This is a genomic window from Streptomyces sp. CAI-85 (genome assembly GCF_013363615.1).
Taxonomy (GTDB): domain Bacteria; phylum Actinomycetota; class Actinomycetes; order Streptomycetales; family Streptomycetaceae; genus Streptomyces; species Streptomyces antibioticus_B.
On record NZ_JAANNX010000011.1, the window covers coordinates 18461 to 35195 of the forward strand.

Here is a 16735-nt window from a genome sequence, read left to right on the forward strand (position 1 = left end):
GGCTCAGTCACCACCCTTCTCTGTTCCCGCGGCACCGGTCGAGGCACCGGTCGAGGCACCACTCGCGGCACCGACCAGCCGCAGATAGGCGTCCTCCAGGTTCGGCGCCCGCAGGCTCACCGCGGCGGCCGGCAGGCCGTCCGCCACCAGGTGGCCGATGATGCGTTCGTAGTCCGCCGGGTGATTCGTCAGGTACTCGGCCCTCCGGTCCTTCCCGGCGAGGATCCGGGGCAGCCCCAGGCTGTTGAGCCGCTGGCAGATCCTGGGGTCCGCGTCGGCGGCGACCGAGACGGCCGCCGGTCCGGCATGCTCCGCGATGAGCCGCGCCGGAGAGTCCAGGGCGATCAACTCGCCCTCGCGGAGCACCCCGACCCGACCGCACAGCGCCTCGACCTCGTCCATCGCGTGCGAGGTCAGCAGTACGGCGACGCCGCGCGCCGCGAGGTCCCGTACGGCCTGCCAGGTGCCGCGGCGCTGCTCCGGGTCCAGGCCCGTGGTCAACTCGTCGAGCACGACCAGCCGTACGTCGCCGATCTGCGCCAGGGTCAGCGCGAGACGCTGGCGCATGCCCCCGGAGAGGTCCGAGATGAGGCTGTGGCGCCGGCCGGTGAGACCGAAGGCGTCCAGCAGCGCCTTCCCGCCGCCCGGGGCGCGGTAGATCGCCTCGTACAGATCGCACAGTTCGCCGACCTTGGCGCGGCTGGGGAACTGCGACTCCTGCAACTGCATGCCGATCAGGCGGCTGACAGCGGAGTGCCGGCGCAGTGGATCCTTTCCGCAGACCGAGACGGAACCCTCGCGTACGGGCCTGCGCAGACCGCCGACCGCTTCGGCGACGGAGGTCTTGCCGGCGCCGTTCGGCCCGATCAGCCCGAAGACCTCGCCGGGTCCCACACGAAAGGAGATGTCGCGTACGGCGTGGAACGAACCGTAGGCGATGGTCAGTCGGTCCACCCGGACCACGGCCTCCTCCCGGGCCTCCCGGGAGGTCCCGGGTCCGTACCTACCGGACTGTCTTGGTTTCACGGGCTCACTCTCCTGGGTGCTGATGACGCACGGGCATCAGCGGCGGTGCTCAGATTGGTGTAGAAGCCGGCGAAGGACATGTGCAGGACGAGCGCCGGCAGGACGCTCCCCGTCCCCGCGGTCAGCAGACTGCCGACCGCCCCGAGAGCAAGGCTGGCGGTGCCCAGCACGTACGCCTGGACCCAGTTGGAGACGAGGACGACCTGACCGACCGCGAACAGCACGGAGTTGAAGACCGCGGCGAACAGGAATCCGCTCCCGACGGCGCCGAGCCCCAGCAGCACGGTTCCGCGGAAGACCAGTTCCTCGACCAGGGCGGCCGCGGCGGGGACGGCCCAACGGCAGTGCCGGGGCAGCACGAGGATCGAGGAGATCCACTGCACGCGTGCGATCTCCCCCGGGACGTCGACCCGCGGGTTCACCCGGTACAGCAGGGAGACGCACAGGATGTTCAGGCTCGACGTGCCGCACACGGCCAGCAGCAGCGCGAGCAGGGCGACGCCCGGGGGATGTCCGACGAGTCGCTCCAGGGAGAGACCCGCGGACGACCAGAGCACGGCCGCCGCGCCGGCCCCGAGGACGAGATAGAGCGCGGTCCCGAAGAGCGCGAAGGCCACTCCGGGACGCAGCCCCGTCCTGTCGTCCAGCCACAGTCCCAGACGCCGCCGGCGAGCCGGATCGCCGAAGGGCAGCCGGTACAACGCCAGCCAGCCACCGACCACGGCCGTGCACAGACCCGCGTACTCGAGCGCGTTCACCGGCGCGCCCCCTGTCGCACGGCCAGCGCGTGGACCGCCAGGTTCTGTGCGAGGTGGGCGGCCACGGGCACCAGCAGGCTGCCCGAGGCGACCAGCAGCAGCCCGAACACCGCACCCGACAGGGCCTTTTGGAGCATCACCATGCCGCCGAAGAAGACGTGCCCGAGGGCGTAGGCGAGCGCCGCGACACAGACCGCCGACCAGGCGGCCAGATGCGGCGCCCGCTCCAGTACGCCGATCCAGAGTCCCCGGTACAGGACTTCCTCGGCCACGGCGACGACCGTGATCGAGGCGAGGTGGCCGGGCGCCCGCGAGGTGTCCGACCGGACGGCGAACCGGAGGTCCCGCACCCCGCGCAGCAGCTTCGGGACGGCCGCCATCGCGAACTCGGCCGCGACCAGGGCGACTCCGGCGCCGACCGCGGCGGCGAGCCAGGCGGGTCCGGTGCTCCACGCGCCCAGGCGCCAGGGGACGAACCGGCCGGTGACCGTGACCGCGAGGGCGAGGACGGTGACGACGAGGTAGGCCGTGAGGACGCCGGTGGTCGCGGTCCTCGCCCGGCTCTCCGCGGTGGCCGCGCCCGGGCGGAACGAGCCGACGACACGCACCAGTTCGGCGGGGGCGACGGTGGTGAGCAGCACCAGGCCCTCAAGGGAGAGGGTGCGGGACCACATGGGTGACACCCCCGTAACTGCGCATGCGGGGATGGCCGTTCGCCGGGAGGCCGGGAAGGCACATGCTGAGCAGCTCCGGGATCAGGACCCGGACCACCTTCCAGGGGGTGTCGGCCAGCTCCGGTGGGGTGATGTCCAGATAGCCCGCCCATTCGCTGACGGCGGCCACGTCCGCCAGCAGGCGGCGGATCGCCGAGGCGTCATCGGTGGCGTACGGGGCCACGGTGCGCAGGTCGAACCGGCCGGCGGTCCTGCTCTCGACGGCGGCGAGCTTGCGTTCGGCGTCGTTCGGGGCGGCGAAGTACAGGACGTTGGTGTCGAGGTCGGTGTAGGCCGAACTCGTCTGGGCGAAGTGGACGTTGGGGAGGTCGAAGACGGTGCTGAAGGTGCCGATGGCCAGGATCGCGGTCGCCTCGGCCGCGCCTCGCAGCAGTGCCTGGCGCGGATCGGGGTCGGCTTGCAGGCCGAAGGCGATGTACGGCAGCCTGCGGTCCCGCCGCACCAGGGTGACGCCCACGTTGGGCAGGGGCAGTTCCGGCCTGGTCAAGTAGGTCGCCCGTACCTCGTACGGTCCGTCGGGGGGCAGTCCGGCGGCGGCGAGAAGCTCGGTCCCGTCGGCGTCCGGCTCGATGACCGGGGCCTTCGCCTCGGTGTACCAGTTGAGGATGAACGCGTCGATCTGCACGGCTTCGACGAGTGCGCTGAGCAGGGCCTGGTCGAGCGAGACATGGGCCGCGGTGCCGGTCGAGAACGACGGGGTGAACACCTTGTCGCCGTACTCCGTGCTGGTGCGGAAGCCCAGGAAGAACAACTGGGCGGGCAGATAGACCTCTTCGCCCGGCCGGGTGAGTGAGGGGCAGGCGATCCAGGCGATGACATCGTCCTCGCGCGGCAGTTCGGGCGAGTAGCGGTGCATCATGCCGGCGATGGTCTTCTGCTGCGCGGCGTCGAAGATGCCGAGCAGGTCCAGGGGCAGGCAGCGGTGCCGTGAGGACAGCGCGCTGTAGGAGGCGTATTCGATGCGGTGCTCGAACAGCGGCATCGCCATGATCGCGGCGTAGCGCTCGACGGACTCACCGGTGAGCCGGGTCACCGCCTCCTCGTTGGTCGAGCCGTAGCCCGCCAGGTGGTACTGCATCTGAAGGTGCGGGTCTCCGAGCGCCAGCCGGTGGTACTGCGGCATGGCGGCGGTGGCGGAGCGCAGCCGCGGTTCTCCCGCCACGGCGGCGGGGGGTACGAGCATCCCGGGCAGGATGCCGCCCTGGTTGCCGGCGATCCGCGCGTACCGGTCGAGCGCGGCGGTGATCCCCGGGTAGCCCCGGGCCGGGATGCGGCTCATCGGGAGCCCCCGAGCGCGTTGTCGACGTGGCGGTCGATGATGACCCGGCTGCTGAAGTTGTTCTCCTCCACGATGCCGCGCGCGACGCGTCCGCAGGCCGGGCAGGTGCCGATGCGCAGCACGTCCTGTGCCTGCATCTCGAAGGTCGGCAGGTAGATGCTCAGGGCACGTCCCAGGAAGCGGGAGGTGCCCAGCGAGCGCAGCAGGACGGCTTCGCCGACGAGGAACGCGCAGAGCAGCGACTCGATGCCGTTCGGCCCTCCGGCGGTGCCAGGGACGGTGGCGCCGACGAAGGCGTGGTAGCCGATGTGGTCCTCGAGGCGGGCGAGCGAGCGCTGCTCGAAGCATTCGAGACAGCCGGTCCGCGGGCTCTCGGCGCCGACGACCGTGGCGAACGGGCCGTCGAGCAGCCCCACCACGACCGGCTTCGCCACGTGGCAGGCCAGCCGGTTGAGGTTGCGCAGGGTCAGGATCGACGCCTGGCCGATGCAGACGACGATCGCGTCGCAGTGCTCGACGTGTCCGCTGAGCCGCTTGAGGGTGTCGGCCGCGGTCAGGCCGCCCATTCCCGACGTCAGGTCGGCGGCGGCGAGTTCGGCCAGGAACTCGGGGGGCAGCACGTCCACCGGGGCCCCGAGCGACTCGGCCTGGCCCGTCATGTAGGCGACGGCGCTCGGTGAGTCGGCGACGAACGCGACCGTGCCGGAGCGGGACTCGCCGGCTCCGAACAGTTCCAGGTTTCCGAGCAGGGCGCGTGCCATCTCGGTGCCGTGTTCGGACGGCCGGTCGTGGGCGAGGAATCCCCCCTGCCGCAGTTCGTCGACCGCCAGGCGAAGGTTCGCCCGCTCGACCGGGGACAGCTCTCGGAACTCGTCGAAGGAGCCGTCCGCGGCCCGGCCCTCGGCGAGGCGGGCGAAGAACTCCGTCATGGCCTGCCGCACCGCCTCGGACTCGGCACGCAGATCGACGGTCACCTCGGAGAAGTTCCATATCCCCCAGCGCAGTCGGATCACGCCCGGTTCGACGGCCAGCAGCCGTACGGAGGTCGCGAGGACGATCTGGGGTTCGGAAGGTGTACGGCTCATTGCTGGTTCTCAGACCTCTCCGTGTCCGACGAGCGTGAAGTGGACGACATGGCGCGACATGCCGTCCTGTCCCAGGAACTGCTCCAGCCCCTGTTTGTCGTAGCCGCCCTGGTCGCAGGCGATCATTCCGAGCGCGGTGCGGGCCAGGTGGACGTTCTGCGCTATCCCGCCGACCTCGATCAGCGCGAAGACCAGGCCGCTGTCCCCGTACTTCTGGGAGTTGGCGTACAGGTCGTAGACGTAGACGAGGGCGAAGGAGACCTTGTCGGCCTCGACGTCCGCCGTCCACAGCAGGTCGGACAGGGCGACCGGCACCGGCGTGGGGTGCACGGGGTACAGGGTGTGGCCGTGCGGCTGGTACTCGTACGCTCCCGGGGCCAGTCCCTTGACGTTCTGCGCCAGGACGACGAGCCGGATCGGGTACAGGCCGCCGCCCGAGGGCACGGTGCGCAGGGCTACGGTGGCCGCGCCGTCCTGGACGGTGACCGGCAGATCGCCCGTGACGCCCTGGCCGTGCCAGAGGACGGTCGCCAGCTCGTCCAGGCCGGCCGCCCGTCCGGAGAACCGCCGCCCGCTGCGCCGGCCGCCCACGGCCGAGGTGAGTCCGGTCTTCAGCCGACGGGGCTCCGGCAGTTCGACGGCGCCGTGCTCCCGCTCACGCAGGTCGCTGTGCACGCTGGAGAGCACCGCGTCATGGCCGTAGTACCGCGACACACCGAGCTGCATGCCCAGATCGCGGCCGCTGCGGCGGTGGTTGAGCAACAGTTCCTCGCCGATGAAACCGTTGACGGTCGGGCTCCACCGGCCGCGTACGACCGCTTCCGGGGCGCGGACCACCGTGCTCGTGCTGTACACGGAGATCGAGGTGTGCTGCTGACCGAACATCGCCACCGAGGCGAGATGAGCGTGCTGGTCGAGATATTCCGAGACAGCTTCTTGAGAGTCTTTGAGAGACATCCTCGTGTCCTTAATCCATACGGGACTTGGCAGTCATGGGGCGGGGAACGCGTCGCCGCCGGCTGGCCGTGCGGCACGATCGGCGCCGCGGTCAGTCACCTTCGGTGAGTCCGTCGGTGTCCGGCGCCCTGCCGCCGAGCAGCAGCCGCATGGCGCGTTCGGCCGCGTTCGGATCACGTCGCCGTACGGCCGCGAGGACCGCCCGTTGATGTGCTGAGCGGTCGGCCTCGCACGGGACGGCGTCCGCCCCGTGGTCACGCAGTGTCAGGCCCAACGCGACCATGGTTTCCATGCGTTCCAGCAGTTCGTTGTGGGTGGCCGCCAGCAGCGCCCGGTGGAAGGCCACATCGGATTTGAGCGTGTGGACCAGACCGTCGCGGCCCTTGACGGCGGTGAGTGCCGCGTCCAGCGCCTCCAGGTCGACGTCGGTGCGGCGGAGCGCCGCCAGCCGTGCGGCGGCGGGTTCGACGATGCTCCGCACCTCACGGAGGCAGCGGAGCAGTGCCGGACTCGCCCCGTTGTCCCGCCGGTCCTTGAACTGCCAGCGGAGTACGTCGGCGTCCAGGAGATTCCAGTCGGCCCGGGGCCGCACGAACGTGCCCCGCCGTTGACGGGCGTCGACCATGCCCTTGGCCGCGAGCACCTTCAGGGATTCCCTGAGTGCCGTCAGGCTCACGCCCAACTCGTGCCGCAGAGCGACGATGTCGAGTGTCGTCCCTTCCGGGAGCTGGCCGCTGAGTACCCGGTGGGCCAGGGTCTCCACCGTCTGGCCGTGCAAGCCGCGCTGCGCGTATGGCTGCATGTGTCCGCCCCTTCCGTCCTGTCGCCGGTACCGGACGCGGTATCCCCCCGGCGACGATGCTCCGGCCGCCCCTGCCGAGGGGACGGTCCGGAGACGTACTTGACGTCGACGGCGCGGCGACTCACCCCGTCGAGGAGGCCGGCCACCTGCACGGTGAACCGACTGGGCGTCGAAGTGTGTTCCCCACGCCGAAGAGTCAACTCTTCGGTCAATACAGGGCACGGGGCGGACTGGTCGGGCCCGTCCGTGCGTACAGCGAGCAGAGGTGCCGCGTGGACACGTGGTCTGTCGGCCTCGTGGCACCCCCACCTGGCCGGTGGGGTCTCCGCCGGGTTGATCGGTCATCACCATGTGAGTGATTGTGCTTGACAGTTCACCCGACCGGTCATGTTCGTGCACATATAGCAATGCCTGGCGATGCCGTTGTCAATACTTGCAGCTCAGACGGCCGGGATTGAGATCAGAAGTTGAGTCAAGCACGTCAATAATTACTAATTAAAGGCGATCCCGGCTCGCTCCGGTGCCGCCGACCGACGCGTCGGCGCCTGCCCGTCGATCCGTATCGCACAGCGGCGTTCGGTGACCGCGGCTGACTGTGGACCCCGCATATTCGCATGTCACCGGACCGCGGAATTCGAGGCTGAAAGCGGTTGCGACCGCCTTTTCGGATTCTCTTCCCGGCTTTTCATGGCGGCTCACCAGCGGTATTCACCGACCTGGGATATTCCCACTTCACAGGGCTGTGCGACGGCCCTGGCAGCGGCGCCTCATGGGGAGTGGCGGGGGCACAGCGGAAAAGTTCACTCAACTTCTCTGATTGAGTCGTGAGCAAGCACGTACGGCCGGGGACGCACCATGCGTCGCCCGGCCGTAGCGGGTCACAGGGCGTCGGCGTCCAAGGGGACGTCGGAGGCGATGTGGGGGCCGAAGGTCTCTCGGTAGAGGGCGACTTCGGCGAGGAGGGTGCGGCGGACGCTGTCGGCTTGGCGGAAGCCGTGGCCTTCTCCCTCGAAGAGGAGGAAGCGGTGCCACACTCCGCGTTCGGTGAGGTTGTCCACGATGCAGGTCGCCTGGTCGGGGCGGCAGATGAAATCGTCGGCGCCCTGGAGCATCACCAAGGGGGCGGTGATGCGGTCGGCGTTCGCGGCGGGGGAGATCTTGTCGAAGTGGGCTTGGTCCTGAGGGAGTTCGCCGATGAGGGTGTCGACGTAGCGGGACTCGAAGTCGTGGGTCTGGTCGGCTCGCCAGCGGGCCGGGTCGCTGATCGGGTAGAGGACCGTACCCGCGCAGAAGACATCGGTGTGGACCAAGCAGGCCAGCGTGGTCCAACCGCCGGCCGAGCCGCCGCGTACGGCGGTGCGGGCGGGGTCGGCCAGGCCCTCGGCGGCCAGGGCGCGGGCGACGGTGACGCAGTCGTCGACGTCGACCGTGCCCCACTGGCCGCGCAGTCGGTCGCGGTAGGCCCTGCCGTAGCCGGTGGAGCCGCCGTAGTCGACGTCCGCGACGGTGAAGCCGCGGCTGGTGAAGAAGGAGTACTCCAGGTCGGCGGTGACGCCGGTGGAGCTCGTCGGGCCGCCGTGCACCTGCACCAGCAGGGGCGGCCGTTCACCCTCGGCTGCGGTGGCGGTCGGGTGGGTGGGGCGGTGCAGCACGAAGTGGACGGGGCGGCCCTGTGTGTCGTACGCGGTGCGGCGTTCGGGCCGGGGCTGCCAAGGGGCCAGTGGGTCCTCGGACTTGGGCCTCGTGCGTCGGGCCGGGCCCGAGCCGGGGGCGAGGGGGATCGACAAAAGGGCGGAGCCTTGAGCCGGGTCGGCGGCGCGGACCAGGACGCGGTCGCCGTCCGACCAGAGGTCGCCGTGGAAGTGGCTCCAGCCGTCGGCGAGTTCGGTCAGTTCGCCGTCCTCCGGTGACCAACGGGACAGTCGTTGTGGGCCGTTGCCGTGTGGGAGTACGACGCCGTGCGGGGTCGCGGCGAACCAGCTCGCGCCCACCCGCCAGATGGGACCGGCGCAATCCTCCTGGAGGGGAAGGACGTTGGTGATCGTCTCGGGTGTCGGTCGGTCGGGGGTCAGGTCTATGCGGTGCAGGTTCCACCAGCCGTCCGGGTCGGCCATGGCGTAGAGGGTGTCGGGGTCCGCCCAGGCGGTCTGGGAGACGGAGACCTCCGTGCCGTCGTGGCTGCCGCCCAGCAGGCGGACGGGTTCGCCCGCCACACCGTCGTGCAGGTCCGCGACCATCAACTCCGAGCTGTCCCACGGCATATGGGGATGGTCCCAGCCGATCCAGGCGAGTCGGCGGCCGTCCGGGGAGAGCCGGTGACCGCAGAGGAAGTGGTGCGAGCGGGCCACCACGCGCAGCGCGCCGGGGTCGTCGGCGGCCGCGCCGGACAGGGGTACGGCGACGATCTCGCGCACGGTGCGGACGGCCGGGTCGGCGTCGTGCGGGCCGGTGGCGCACCGGGTCGTCTCCCGCACGCACCACACCTCGGTGCCGTCCGGGCCCGTCACCGGGTCGGCCCAGCAGGTCTCCCGGTCGGGCGGGTCCGCCGGGGTCAGCGGCACGGGTACCGGGAAGGAGTCGGCGGCGGCCCCCAACCGGGGCACCTCGGCGCGGTACAGCCGCTGGTCGCTGTGGTCGGTGAAGACCAGGAGGTGGTGGCTGTCGGTGGGCGACGGCGCGGCGCGTACCCAGTACGGCTTGCCGCCGTAGCCGAGGGAGCGGTTGCGTACGGAGATGCCGGGGGCGAGTACCGGGACCGGGTCCTCGTGGCCGGGGGCGTTGCGCAGGAGCCGTACGGTCGCGGTGGCCGGGTCGGAGGCGCACCACCAGTTCTCCTCACCGGCTCCGGAGGGCCAGGAGGTGGATCCGGAGGCGTCGGCGACCGCTTCGGCGGTGATCGGGGACGGCCAGGTGCCGTAGGGCAGACGGGGCGCGGTGGACATGCGGTGGCTCCGAGTGGTGCGGGAGGAGAGGGAGTTGGGCGGGGGCGGTCAGCCTCGGTGGGTGCCGGGCACCGGCCTACGCACGGCAGGGTCCGGCGGGGTCATCCGGCCGTCAGCCGCACCGGTTCGCCGTGGCCGTCGCGGCGGCGCAGGTCCTCCGGCGTCTCGCGGCGGACCATGAGGCGGGCGTGGCCGTCGCGTACGGCGACGACGGCGGGCCGGAGTTGGGCGTTGTAGTTGCTGGCCATGGCGTGGTGGTAGGCGCCGGTGGCCGGGACCGCGAGGAGGTCGCCGGCGGCGATGTCCCGCGGCAGGGCGATGTCGGGCACGACCACGTCGCCGCTCTCGCAGTGGCGGCCGACGACCACGGCGTGCACCGGCTCGCCCTCGGCGGGGCGGTTGGCGGTCCAGGCGGTGTAGCGGGCGAGGTAGAGGGAGGGGCGCAGGGCGTCGCTCATGCCGCCGTCGACGGACACGAACCGGCGGCGCAGGCCGTCCTTGACGGCGCCGACGCGGTAGAGGGTCACCCCGGCGGTGCCGATCATCGACCGGCCGGGCTCGACGGCGAGCCGTACCGGTGCGCCGGGCAGCGCGCGTTCGAGGCCGGCGCGGAGGGCGGCGGTGAACGCGGCCGGATCCAGGCGGGGTTGGCCCGGCAGGTAGGGGATGCCGGCGCCGCCGCCGAGGTCGATCTCGGCGACCGTGATGCCGTGCCGTTCGGCGAGCAGGGCGACGAAGGCGCCGACGCGTTCGGCGGCGAGGGTCAGCCCCTCGGTGGCGGTGATCTGCGAGCCGATGTGGGAGTGCACGCCCGCGAGCCGTAGCGAGGGGTGCGCCGCGACGGCGAGGACGGCCCGCTCGGCGTGGCCGTCGCGCACCGGGAAGCCGAACTTGACGTCGTCGCCGCCGGTGGCCATGTAGTCGTGGGTCTCGGCGGCGACGCCGGGGGCGATGCGGACGTAGACGTCCTGGATGCGGTCGGCCGCCGCGGCCGCGCGTGCGAGTCGGTCGATCTCCTCCAGGCAGTCGACGACGACCACGCCGACGCCGTGGGCGACGGCCGCTTCCAGTTCGGCGACGGACTTGTTGTTGCCGTGGAAGACGATCCGGGCGGGGTCGAAGCCGGTGTCGACGGCGAGGCGGAGTTCGCCGCCGCTGCACACGTCCAGGTGCAGGCCCTCGGAGTCGACCCAGCGGACCATCTCCGCGCACAGGAACGCCTTGGAGGCGTAGTGCACCCGGTCGGCGCCGGACTCGCGCCACTGCCGGGCGCGGTGGCGGAAGTCGGCCTCGTCCACCACGTACAGCGCTGTGCCGCAGGCGTCGGCCAGGTCGTCCAGGGCGACGCCGCCCACATGCAGCCGGCCGTCGACGGTGCGGGCGGTCAGCGGCCACACCTCGGGGGCGGTCTCGGGTGAGGCGGCCGCGGCCAGTCCGTCGGGCAGCGGGGTCCCCGCGCGCGGTGCGGGCAGGGAGGGAGCGGTGGACACGGGGTTACTCCTCGGTGAGGACGACCAGCATCAGGAGGTCGTCGCTGGCGTCGGTGAAGTGGTGTTCGTCGGTGGCGGCGAAGTGGCAACTGTCGGCGGGCCGCAGCAGCCGTACGGTGCCCGCCACCGACACGCGGCACGAACCGGCGAGGACGAGCACGAACTCCTCGCCGGAGTGGGCGGTGGGGTGGTCGTGGTCGCCGAGGTCGGCGTGGAGCAGCCGGGCGCCGATGCGGTGGGCGCCGGGGGCGGTGAGGTCCCAGATGCCATGGTGGCCGTCGGTCCGGGCAAGCAGCGGGGCCGGGGCGAACCGCGGCGGGAAGCCCGGTGCCGGGACGGGGACGGCGGCGCCCGGCCCGGTGCCGCCGAGAAGCTCCGCAGGGGTGACGCCGAGGGCGTCGGCGATCTGGGAGAGGGTGCGGACCGTGGGGTTGGCGGTGCCCGACTCCACCTGCGAGACGTACGCCGGTGAGACGCCGGCCCTCGCCGCCACCGCGCTGAGGGTGAGGCCGGCGGCGCGGCGCACACGGGCGACGGAGGCGGCCAGTACGTCGACGGTGTCGGCGCTGCCGGACACGGCGGGGCCGGACGCGGTGGTGTCGGGCGTCGTGGGGCCGGACACGGTGGCGTCGGCCCCAGGGTCCTCGGACCCGGTGGCGCCGCTTGTTCCTCCCCCTCTACCCGGTTCGGCGTGCCATTGTCCGGAGTCCTCCGGGGAGCGGCGCGAAATCTGTTCGGGGATGGCGGAATCGGCCGAAGAGTTTTCCGCCCCTGTGACTCTTGACGAGGTCATGCGGCGACAGTAAGACTCACGCATCACTTAGATCAAGCAATCTGGCACCACGGTTTAACTGTCAGCAGAGATGCAGTTCAGCACCCGGTTTCCCGGGTGTGGGCTGCCCTGAGCGGGAGGGGTGAGCAGTGACCGGTCCGCTGGCGCCTACGCCGACGATCGACCTGCTGCGTGCGGCGGCCGAGCTGTGCGGTCCCGTCGCGCAGCGCCTGTTCGCGGTGCTGGCGGAGGACTACCCGGCCTCCCTGGAGCGCCGTCCCGGCCAGTTGCTGCGCACGGCCGACGCGAGTGCCGCGGATCTGGACGGGCTGCTGGCGGCGGCCGGGGTCGCCTCGATGGACGACCTGCGTCTGCTGGCGGCCCGGGAGGTCGGTCTGCGGCTGGCCGAGCCGGATCTGCGGTTCACCAGCCGTGAGCCCCGCTCCGTGCAGCGCGAGCGGTCGGCGCTGCGCCGGATGATCACGGCGGAGGAGGACAACCTCCGCCGTACGCTGGCGGATCTCCAGGCCAACGGCGCGCTGGAGGTGGCGGCCGCTGCGCTGCTGCGGGCGCGGCGGCGGTGGGTGCTGGGCGACCTGAAGTCGGCCGGGTACGCCACGCTGCTGACCAGCGACCTCACCAGCAGCATGCGGGACGTGTTCCTGGTGCAGCCGGCGACGGGCGCGGCGGTCAACGCCATCAGCGACGCGCACGCGGACGACGCCCTGGTCGTCTTCAGCTTCCGCAACTACAGCAGTCTTACGGTGGACGTGGCCCGCGAGTTCCACGCACTCGGTGCCTCGGTGATCGCGCTGACCGACAGCTACACCAGTCCGGTCTGCTCCTTCGCCTCGCACGTCCTGGCGGTGGACACCCGCAGTGAGTCGCCGCACCACTCGCCGACGGCGGTGGCGGCCGCGGCCCATGTGCTGGCGGCCCTCGCGGCGGCCGGCGCCAAGGGCGCCGCGCGTCGCAGCCGGCGCCGGGCGGAGGTCTTCCGCTCCCTGGGCAGTTACGGCCTCGGCCGGCCGGCGTCCGACGCGGCTGCGGATGCGAATGCGGCTGCTGATGCTGATGCGGGCACCTTAGGGTCCGACGGCGATACCTCCGGCCTCACGGCGCCCGCAGCCGACTCCCCCGGTGAGCCCGGCTCTCCCCTGCGAGCCTGACTCGGCCGACACGCGGTTCCCCTGTACGCCCGTCCCCGTTCCACTCGTTCCCCCACCTCCGTGAGCCCGTCCGGCTCGCGGAGCCATCGGCGGCAGACGCCTACTTCTCAACCCCTGCCGCCGGGAAGGCACTTGGTCCTCTTCCCATGAACGATCCCTCTCACTGTCAGGACGGCGCCGCCCTCTCCAGCGCCGAGGACGCCGCCCTGGTCTCCGAAGTCACCGAGCTGTGCGCCCGGTTGATCCGTTTCGACACCAGCAACTACGGCGGTGGCGACTCCCGCGGCGAGCGGGAGGCGGCCGAGTGGACCGCCGGGCTGCTCTCCGACTCCGGTTACGAGCCGGTCGTGCTGGAGTCGGCCCAGCGCCGGGCCAGCACGGTGGTCCGTATCCCCGGCGAGGACCGCGACGCCCCCGCCCTGCTGGTCCACGGCCATCTGGACGTGGTCCCGGCCGAGCCCGCCGACTGGAGCTTCGACCCGTTCTGCGGGGAGATCCGCGACGGCGTGGTCCTCGGCCGCGGGGCGCTGGACATGAAGGACATGGACGCGATGATGCTGGCGATCGCCCGCTCGTGGGCGCGCCGGGGCGTGCGTCCGCCGCGCGACGTCGTGATGGCGTTCGTCGCGGACGAGGAGGACACGGGCGAGCTGGGCGCGGGCTTCCTCGTCGACCGGCATCCGGACCTCTTCGAGGGCGTGGCCACCGCGATCGGCGAGTCCGGCGGCTACTCGCTCCATCTGCCGGACGCCTCCCGGCTCTACCCGATCGCCGTCGGCGAGCGCGGCAGCGCCTGGATGGACCTGACCGCGCGCGGCGCGGCGGGCCACGGCTCCCGGCCCGGCCCGGACAACGCTGTCGCCACGCTGGCGAACACCCTGTCCGCGCTGGCCGCGCACCGCTGGCCGGTCAGGATCGTGCCGGCGGTGGCCGCCCTGCTGGACGGGCTCTGCGCACACCTGGGCATCACGGTCGACCCGGCCGATCCCAAGTCTCTGGCCCAGTTGGGTGAGGCCGCGAAGCTGGTCGAGGCGACCGTCGCCAACACGCTCAACCCGACCATGCTGAAGGCGGGTTACAAGCACAACGTCATCCCGAGCGAGGCGACGGCGGGGGTGGACGGCCGTATCCTGCCCGGCGCGGAGGAGGACTTCTTCGCCACGGTGGACGCGCTGCTCGGCGAGAAGGTCTCCCGTTCCTTCCACAGCTTCGCCGCGCCGGTCTTCGCCGACCACGAGTCCCGTGAGTTCGCGGCGATGGCGGCGGCGCTGCGGCGGGCCGACCCGGAGGCGCTGGTCCTGCCGTTCATCATGTCCGGCGGCACGGACGCCAAGGCGTTCGCCCGGCTCGGCATCCAGTGCTACGGCTTCGGCCCCGGCCTGACCCCGCCCGGCTTCGACGCCTGGCGGTACGTCCACGGCGTCGACGAGCAAGTCCTCGTGAGCAGCCTGGAGTTCGGGGTGCGGGTCCTGGAGGACTTCCTGCGCAGCGACCCGCTCGCCGCCCGCACGGAGCGGTGACCGGGCCCCGTACCGAGGGATCCGCCGACACCTGCTACGGCGCCGGATCCGTCTGAACCACCCTGCCCCTCCCCCGGACGACCTCTGACCCGTCCGCACCGCTCCACCCCTCCACCGCACCATCCGCACCGCTCCACCTCCACCTCCACCGTCCCATCCCGCTCCACCCCGCACATCCCTCCGTCCGCCCACCCGTACGCACTAATAGATGCGTCATACACCGATTCACCGCGCCCGCCCGTCCGATGCACACGCTGCCCCGCACCCGGATCCACGGCGCAGCAGAAGTCGTACCTCCCCACCCGTCCCCACCGTCCCCCCGCGGCCCTCGCCGCCGGCACCTCTGGAGAAGTTCACGATGACCACGTCCACCCTTGTGCGCAGATCGGGCCGCAAGGCCGTCGCGCTGGCCACCTCCCTGCTGCTCGGCACCGCCGCAGCCGTCGCCGTCGCGCCGGCCGCCTCCGCGGACGACGGCGGCAAGACGCTGCGGATGCCGATCACGAGCATCGGCATCGACTCGCTCAACCCGTTCCTCGCCTACTTCGCGGGCAGCCTGGACGTGTTCGCGGGCATCTACCCCGCCCTGAACACGGTGGAGCAGGACGGCACCGCCAAGCCGTACCTGGCGGACTCCTGGACGACCTCCGACGACAAGCTCACCTGGACCTTCAAGATCCACAAGGGTCTGAAGTGGAGCGACGGCAAGCCGATCACGGCCGAGGACGCCGCCTGGACGTTCAACCTGATCATGACGAACTCCACCGCGGCCACCGCCAACGGCTCGCTGGTCGCCAACTTCGCCTCGGTCACCGCGCCGGACGACACCACGCTCGTCGTCAGGACGAAGAAGCCGCAGGCCACGATGCTCGCGGTGAGCGTCCCGGCGTCGGGCATCCCGATCGTGCCGAAGCACATATGGGAAGCGCACGTGAAGGACCTCAAGAACTACAAGAACGACAGCTTCCCGGTGGTCGGGTACGGCCCGTGGACGCTGACGGACTACAAGCCCGAGCAGTACGCGAAGTACGACGCGAACAAGAGCTTCGTGCTGGGCGCGCCGAAGTACGACCACATGATCCAGCAGGCGTTCAAGAACACGGACGCCGCCGTGGCCGCGCTCCGCTCGGGTCAGCTCGACTTCGTCAGCGGCCTCAACCCGGTCCAGTACAAGGCGCTGAAGGGCCAGTCAGGCATCAAGGCGTACGAGACGGTCGGCAACCGCTGGAGCGGCATCGAGGTGAACGGGGGCGCCCGCACCCGTGACGGCAAGAAGATCGGTACCGGTCACCCGGCGCTCGGCGACGTCAAGGTCCGTGAGGCGCTGGCCCGTGCCATCGACCGGGCGACGATCGTGAAGAAGGTCCGCGACAACTTCGCGAAGGTTGGGGCCAGTTACCTGCCGCCGTCGCTTCCGCAGTACGCGTGGGAGCCCTCCGACGCGGAGAAGTTCGACTACGACCCGGCCAAGGCCAACTCCGTGCTGGACGAGGCGGGTTACAAGAAGGGCTCCGACGGGATCCGGGTCGACCCGACGTCCGGGCGCAAGCTGGAGTTCCGGCTCGGCATCCACTCCGACGACGACGCGGACGCCAAGGTCTCGACGTATCTCGCGGGCTGGTTCAAGGAGATCGGGGTCGGCGTCGACATCCAGTCGATGAGTTCCGCGAAGCTCAACGCCGATCTGGCCAAGGGTGATTGGGACATCCTGATGGACTCCTGGTCGACCGGTCCCGACCCGACGTACCTGCTGGGCATCCAGACCTGCGCGGCGCTGCCCGACGCCAAGGGCGAGGGCGGCAGCACGGACTCGTTCTTCTGCGACAAGGAGTACGACGACCTGTTCCTGCGTCAGCAGAGCGCCTTCGACGAGACGGAGCGCGCCGATCTGCTCCGGCAGATGCAGGCGATCCTGTACAAGGCCAACGAGAACATCATGATCTACAACGCCAACGGTCTGTCGGCGTACCGCACCGACAAGGTGGACGGCATCCTGACGGGCTCGGCGGACGCCTCCGGCGCCTACCCTCCGCAGCCCTCCCTCGCCCAGTACCTGAACGCGGCGCCGACGGCGGCCTCGTCCTCCTCGGGCGGCGGCTCCGGCACGGTGATCGGTGTCTCGGCGGCCGTGGTGCTCGTCCTGGCCGCCGGCGGAGTGTTCGTGATGCGCCGCCGCTCCTCCTCCGACGACCGCGAGTAGA

At 71.3% G+C, this 16735-nt stretch carries 13 protein-coding genes; 3 read left to right on the forward strand and 10 right to left on the reverse strand.

The genetic code is table 11. The features are described from left to right. Positions 1-3: 3 nt before the first annotated feature. From G6W55_RS15630 to G6W55_RS15675, 10 genes are all read right to left on the reverse strand, one after another. The gene (locus G6W55_RS15630) at positions 4-954 is read right to left on the reverse strand and encodes an ABC transporter ATP-binding protein (protein WP_175521448.1); all 951 of its coding nucleotides are present in this window, start codon (positions 952-954) and stop codon (positions 4-6) included. A gap of 68 nt (positions 955-1022) precedes the next feature. Beyond that, positions 1023-1784 (reverse strand): CPBP family intramembrane glutamic endopeptidase, encoded by a 762-nt coding sequence (locus G6W55_RS15635; protein ID WP_175521449.1) that lies wholly within the window; start codon positions 1782-1784, stop codon positions 1023-1025. Further along, positions 1781-2458, reverse strand: coding sequence for a CPBP family intramembrane glutamic endopeptidase (locus tag G6W55_RS15640; RefSeq protein ID WP_175521450.1), 678 nt, complete (start codon positions 2456-2458; stop codon positions 1781-1783). The genes G6W55_RS15635 and G6W55_RS15640 overlap by 4 nt, the downstream gene beginning before the upstream one ends. After that, a complete protein-coding gene (locus G6W55_RS15645; RefSeq protein WP_175521451.1) occupies positions 2433-3797 on the reverse strand; it encodes a YcaO-like family protein in 1365 nt (454 codons plus the stop codon). The genes G6W55_RS15640 and G6W55_RS15645 overlap by 26 nt, the downstream gene beginning before the upstream one ends. Next, on the reverse strand, positions 3794-4882 hold the full coding sequence (locus tag G6W55_RS15650) for a hypothetical protein (protein WP_175521452.1): 1089 nt from the start codon (positions 4880-4882) through the stop codon (positions 3794-3796). Before G6W55_RS15650 ends, G6W55_RS15645 begins: the two co-directional genes overlap by 4 nt. A gap of 9 nt (positions 4883-4891) precedes the next feature. Beyond that, complete coding sequence (locus tag G6W55_RS15655; protein WP_175521453.1) at positions 4892-5839, reverse strand: SagB family peptide dehydrogenase; 948 nt, start codon at positions 5837-5839, stop codon at positions 4892-4894. 91 nt (positions 5840-5930) lie between these two features. Next, positions 5931-6641, reverse strand: a complete 711-nt coding sequence (locus G6W55_RS15660; RefSeq protein WP_175521454.1) for a FadR/GntR family transcriptional regulator — start codon at positions 6639-6641, stop codon at positions 5931-5933. Positions 6642-7519: 878 nt separating this feature from the next. Further along, positions 7520-9583 (reverse strand): prolyl oligopeptidase family serine peptidase, encoded by a 2064-nt coding sequence (locus G6W55_RS39250; RefSeq protein WP_175521455.1) that lies wholly within the window; start codon positions 9581-9583, stop codon positions 7520-7522. A 101-nt stretch (positions 9584-9684) separates the two neighbouring features. After that, complete coding sequence (gene lysA / locus G6W55_RS15670; protein WP_309243724.1) at positions 9685-11073, reverse strand: diaminopimelate decarboxylase; 1389 nt, start codon at positions 11071-11073, stop codon at positions 9685-9687. A 4-nt stretch (positions 11074-11077) separates the two neighbouring features. Further along, a complete protein-coding gene (locus G6W55_RS15675; RefSeq protein ID WP_175521456.1) occupies positions 11078-11695 on the reverse strand; it encodes an XRE family transcriptional regulator in 618 nt (205 codons plus the stop codon). 299 nt (positions 11696-11994) lie between these two features. On the opposite strand from G6W55_RS15675, the gene G6W55_RS38685 reads away from it, so the two are divergent. The 3 genes from G6W55_RS38685 (at position 11995) to G6W55_RS15690 (ending at position 16734) form a co-directional block, all read left to right on the forward strand. Further along, positions 11995-13014 carry an SIS domain-containing protein gene (locus tag G6W55_RS38685; protein ID WP_175521457.1) on the forward strand — a complete coding sequence of 340 codons (1020 nt, stop codon included), beginning with the start codon at positions 11995-11997 and terminating at the stop codon, positions 13012-13014. Positions 13015-13160: 146 nt separating this feature from the next. Then, positions 13161-14534 (forward strand): M20/M25/M40 family metallo-hydrolase, encoded by a 1374-nt coding sequence (locus tag G6W55_RS15685; RefSeq protein ID WP_175521458.1) that lies wholly within the window; start codon positions 13161-13163, stop codon positions 14532-14534. Between the two features lie 358 nt (positions 14535-14892). After that, entirely contained in the window at positions 14893-16734 is a 1842-nt protein-coding gene (locus G6W55_RS15690) for an ABC transporter substrate-binding protein (protein WP_175521459.1), read from the forward strand. The last annotated feature ends 1 nt before the right edge of the window (position 16735 follow it).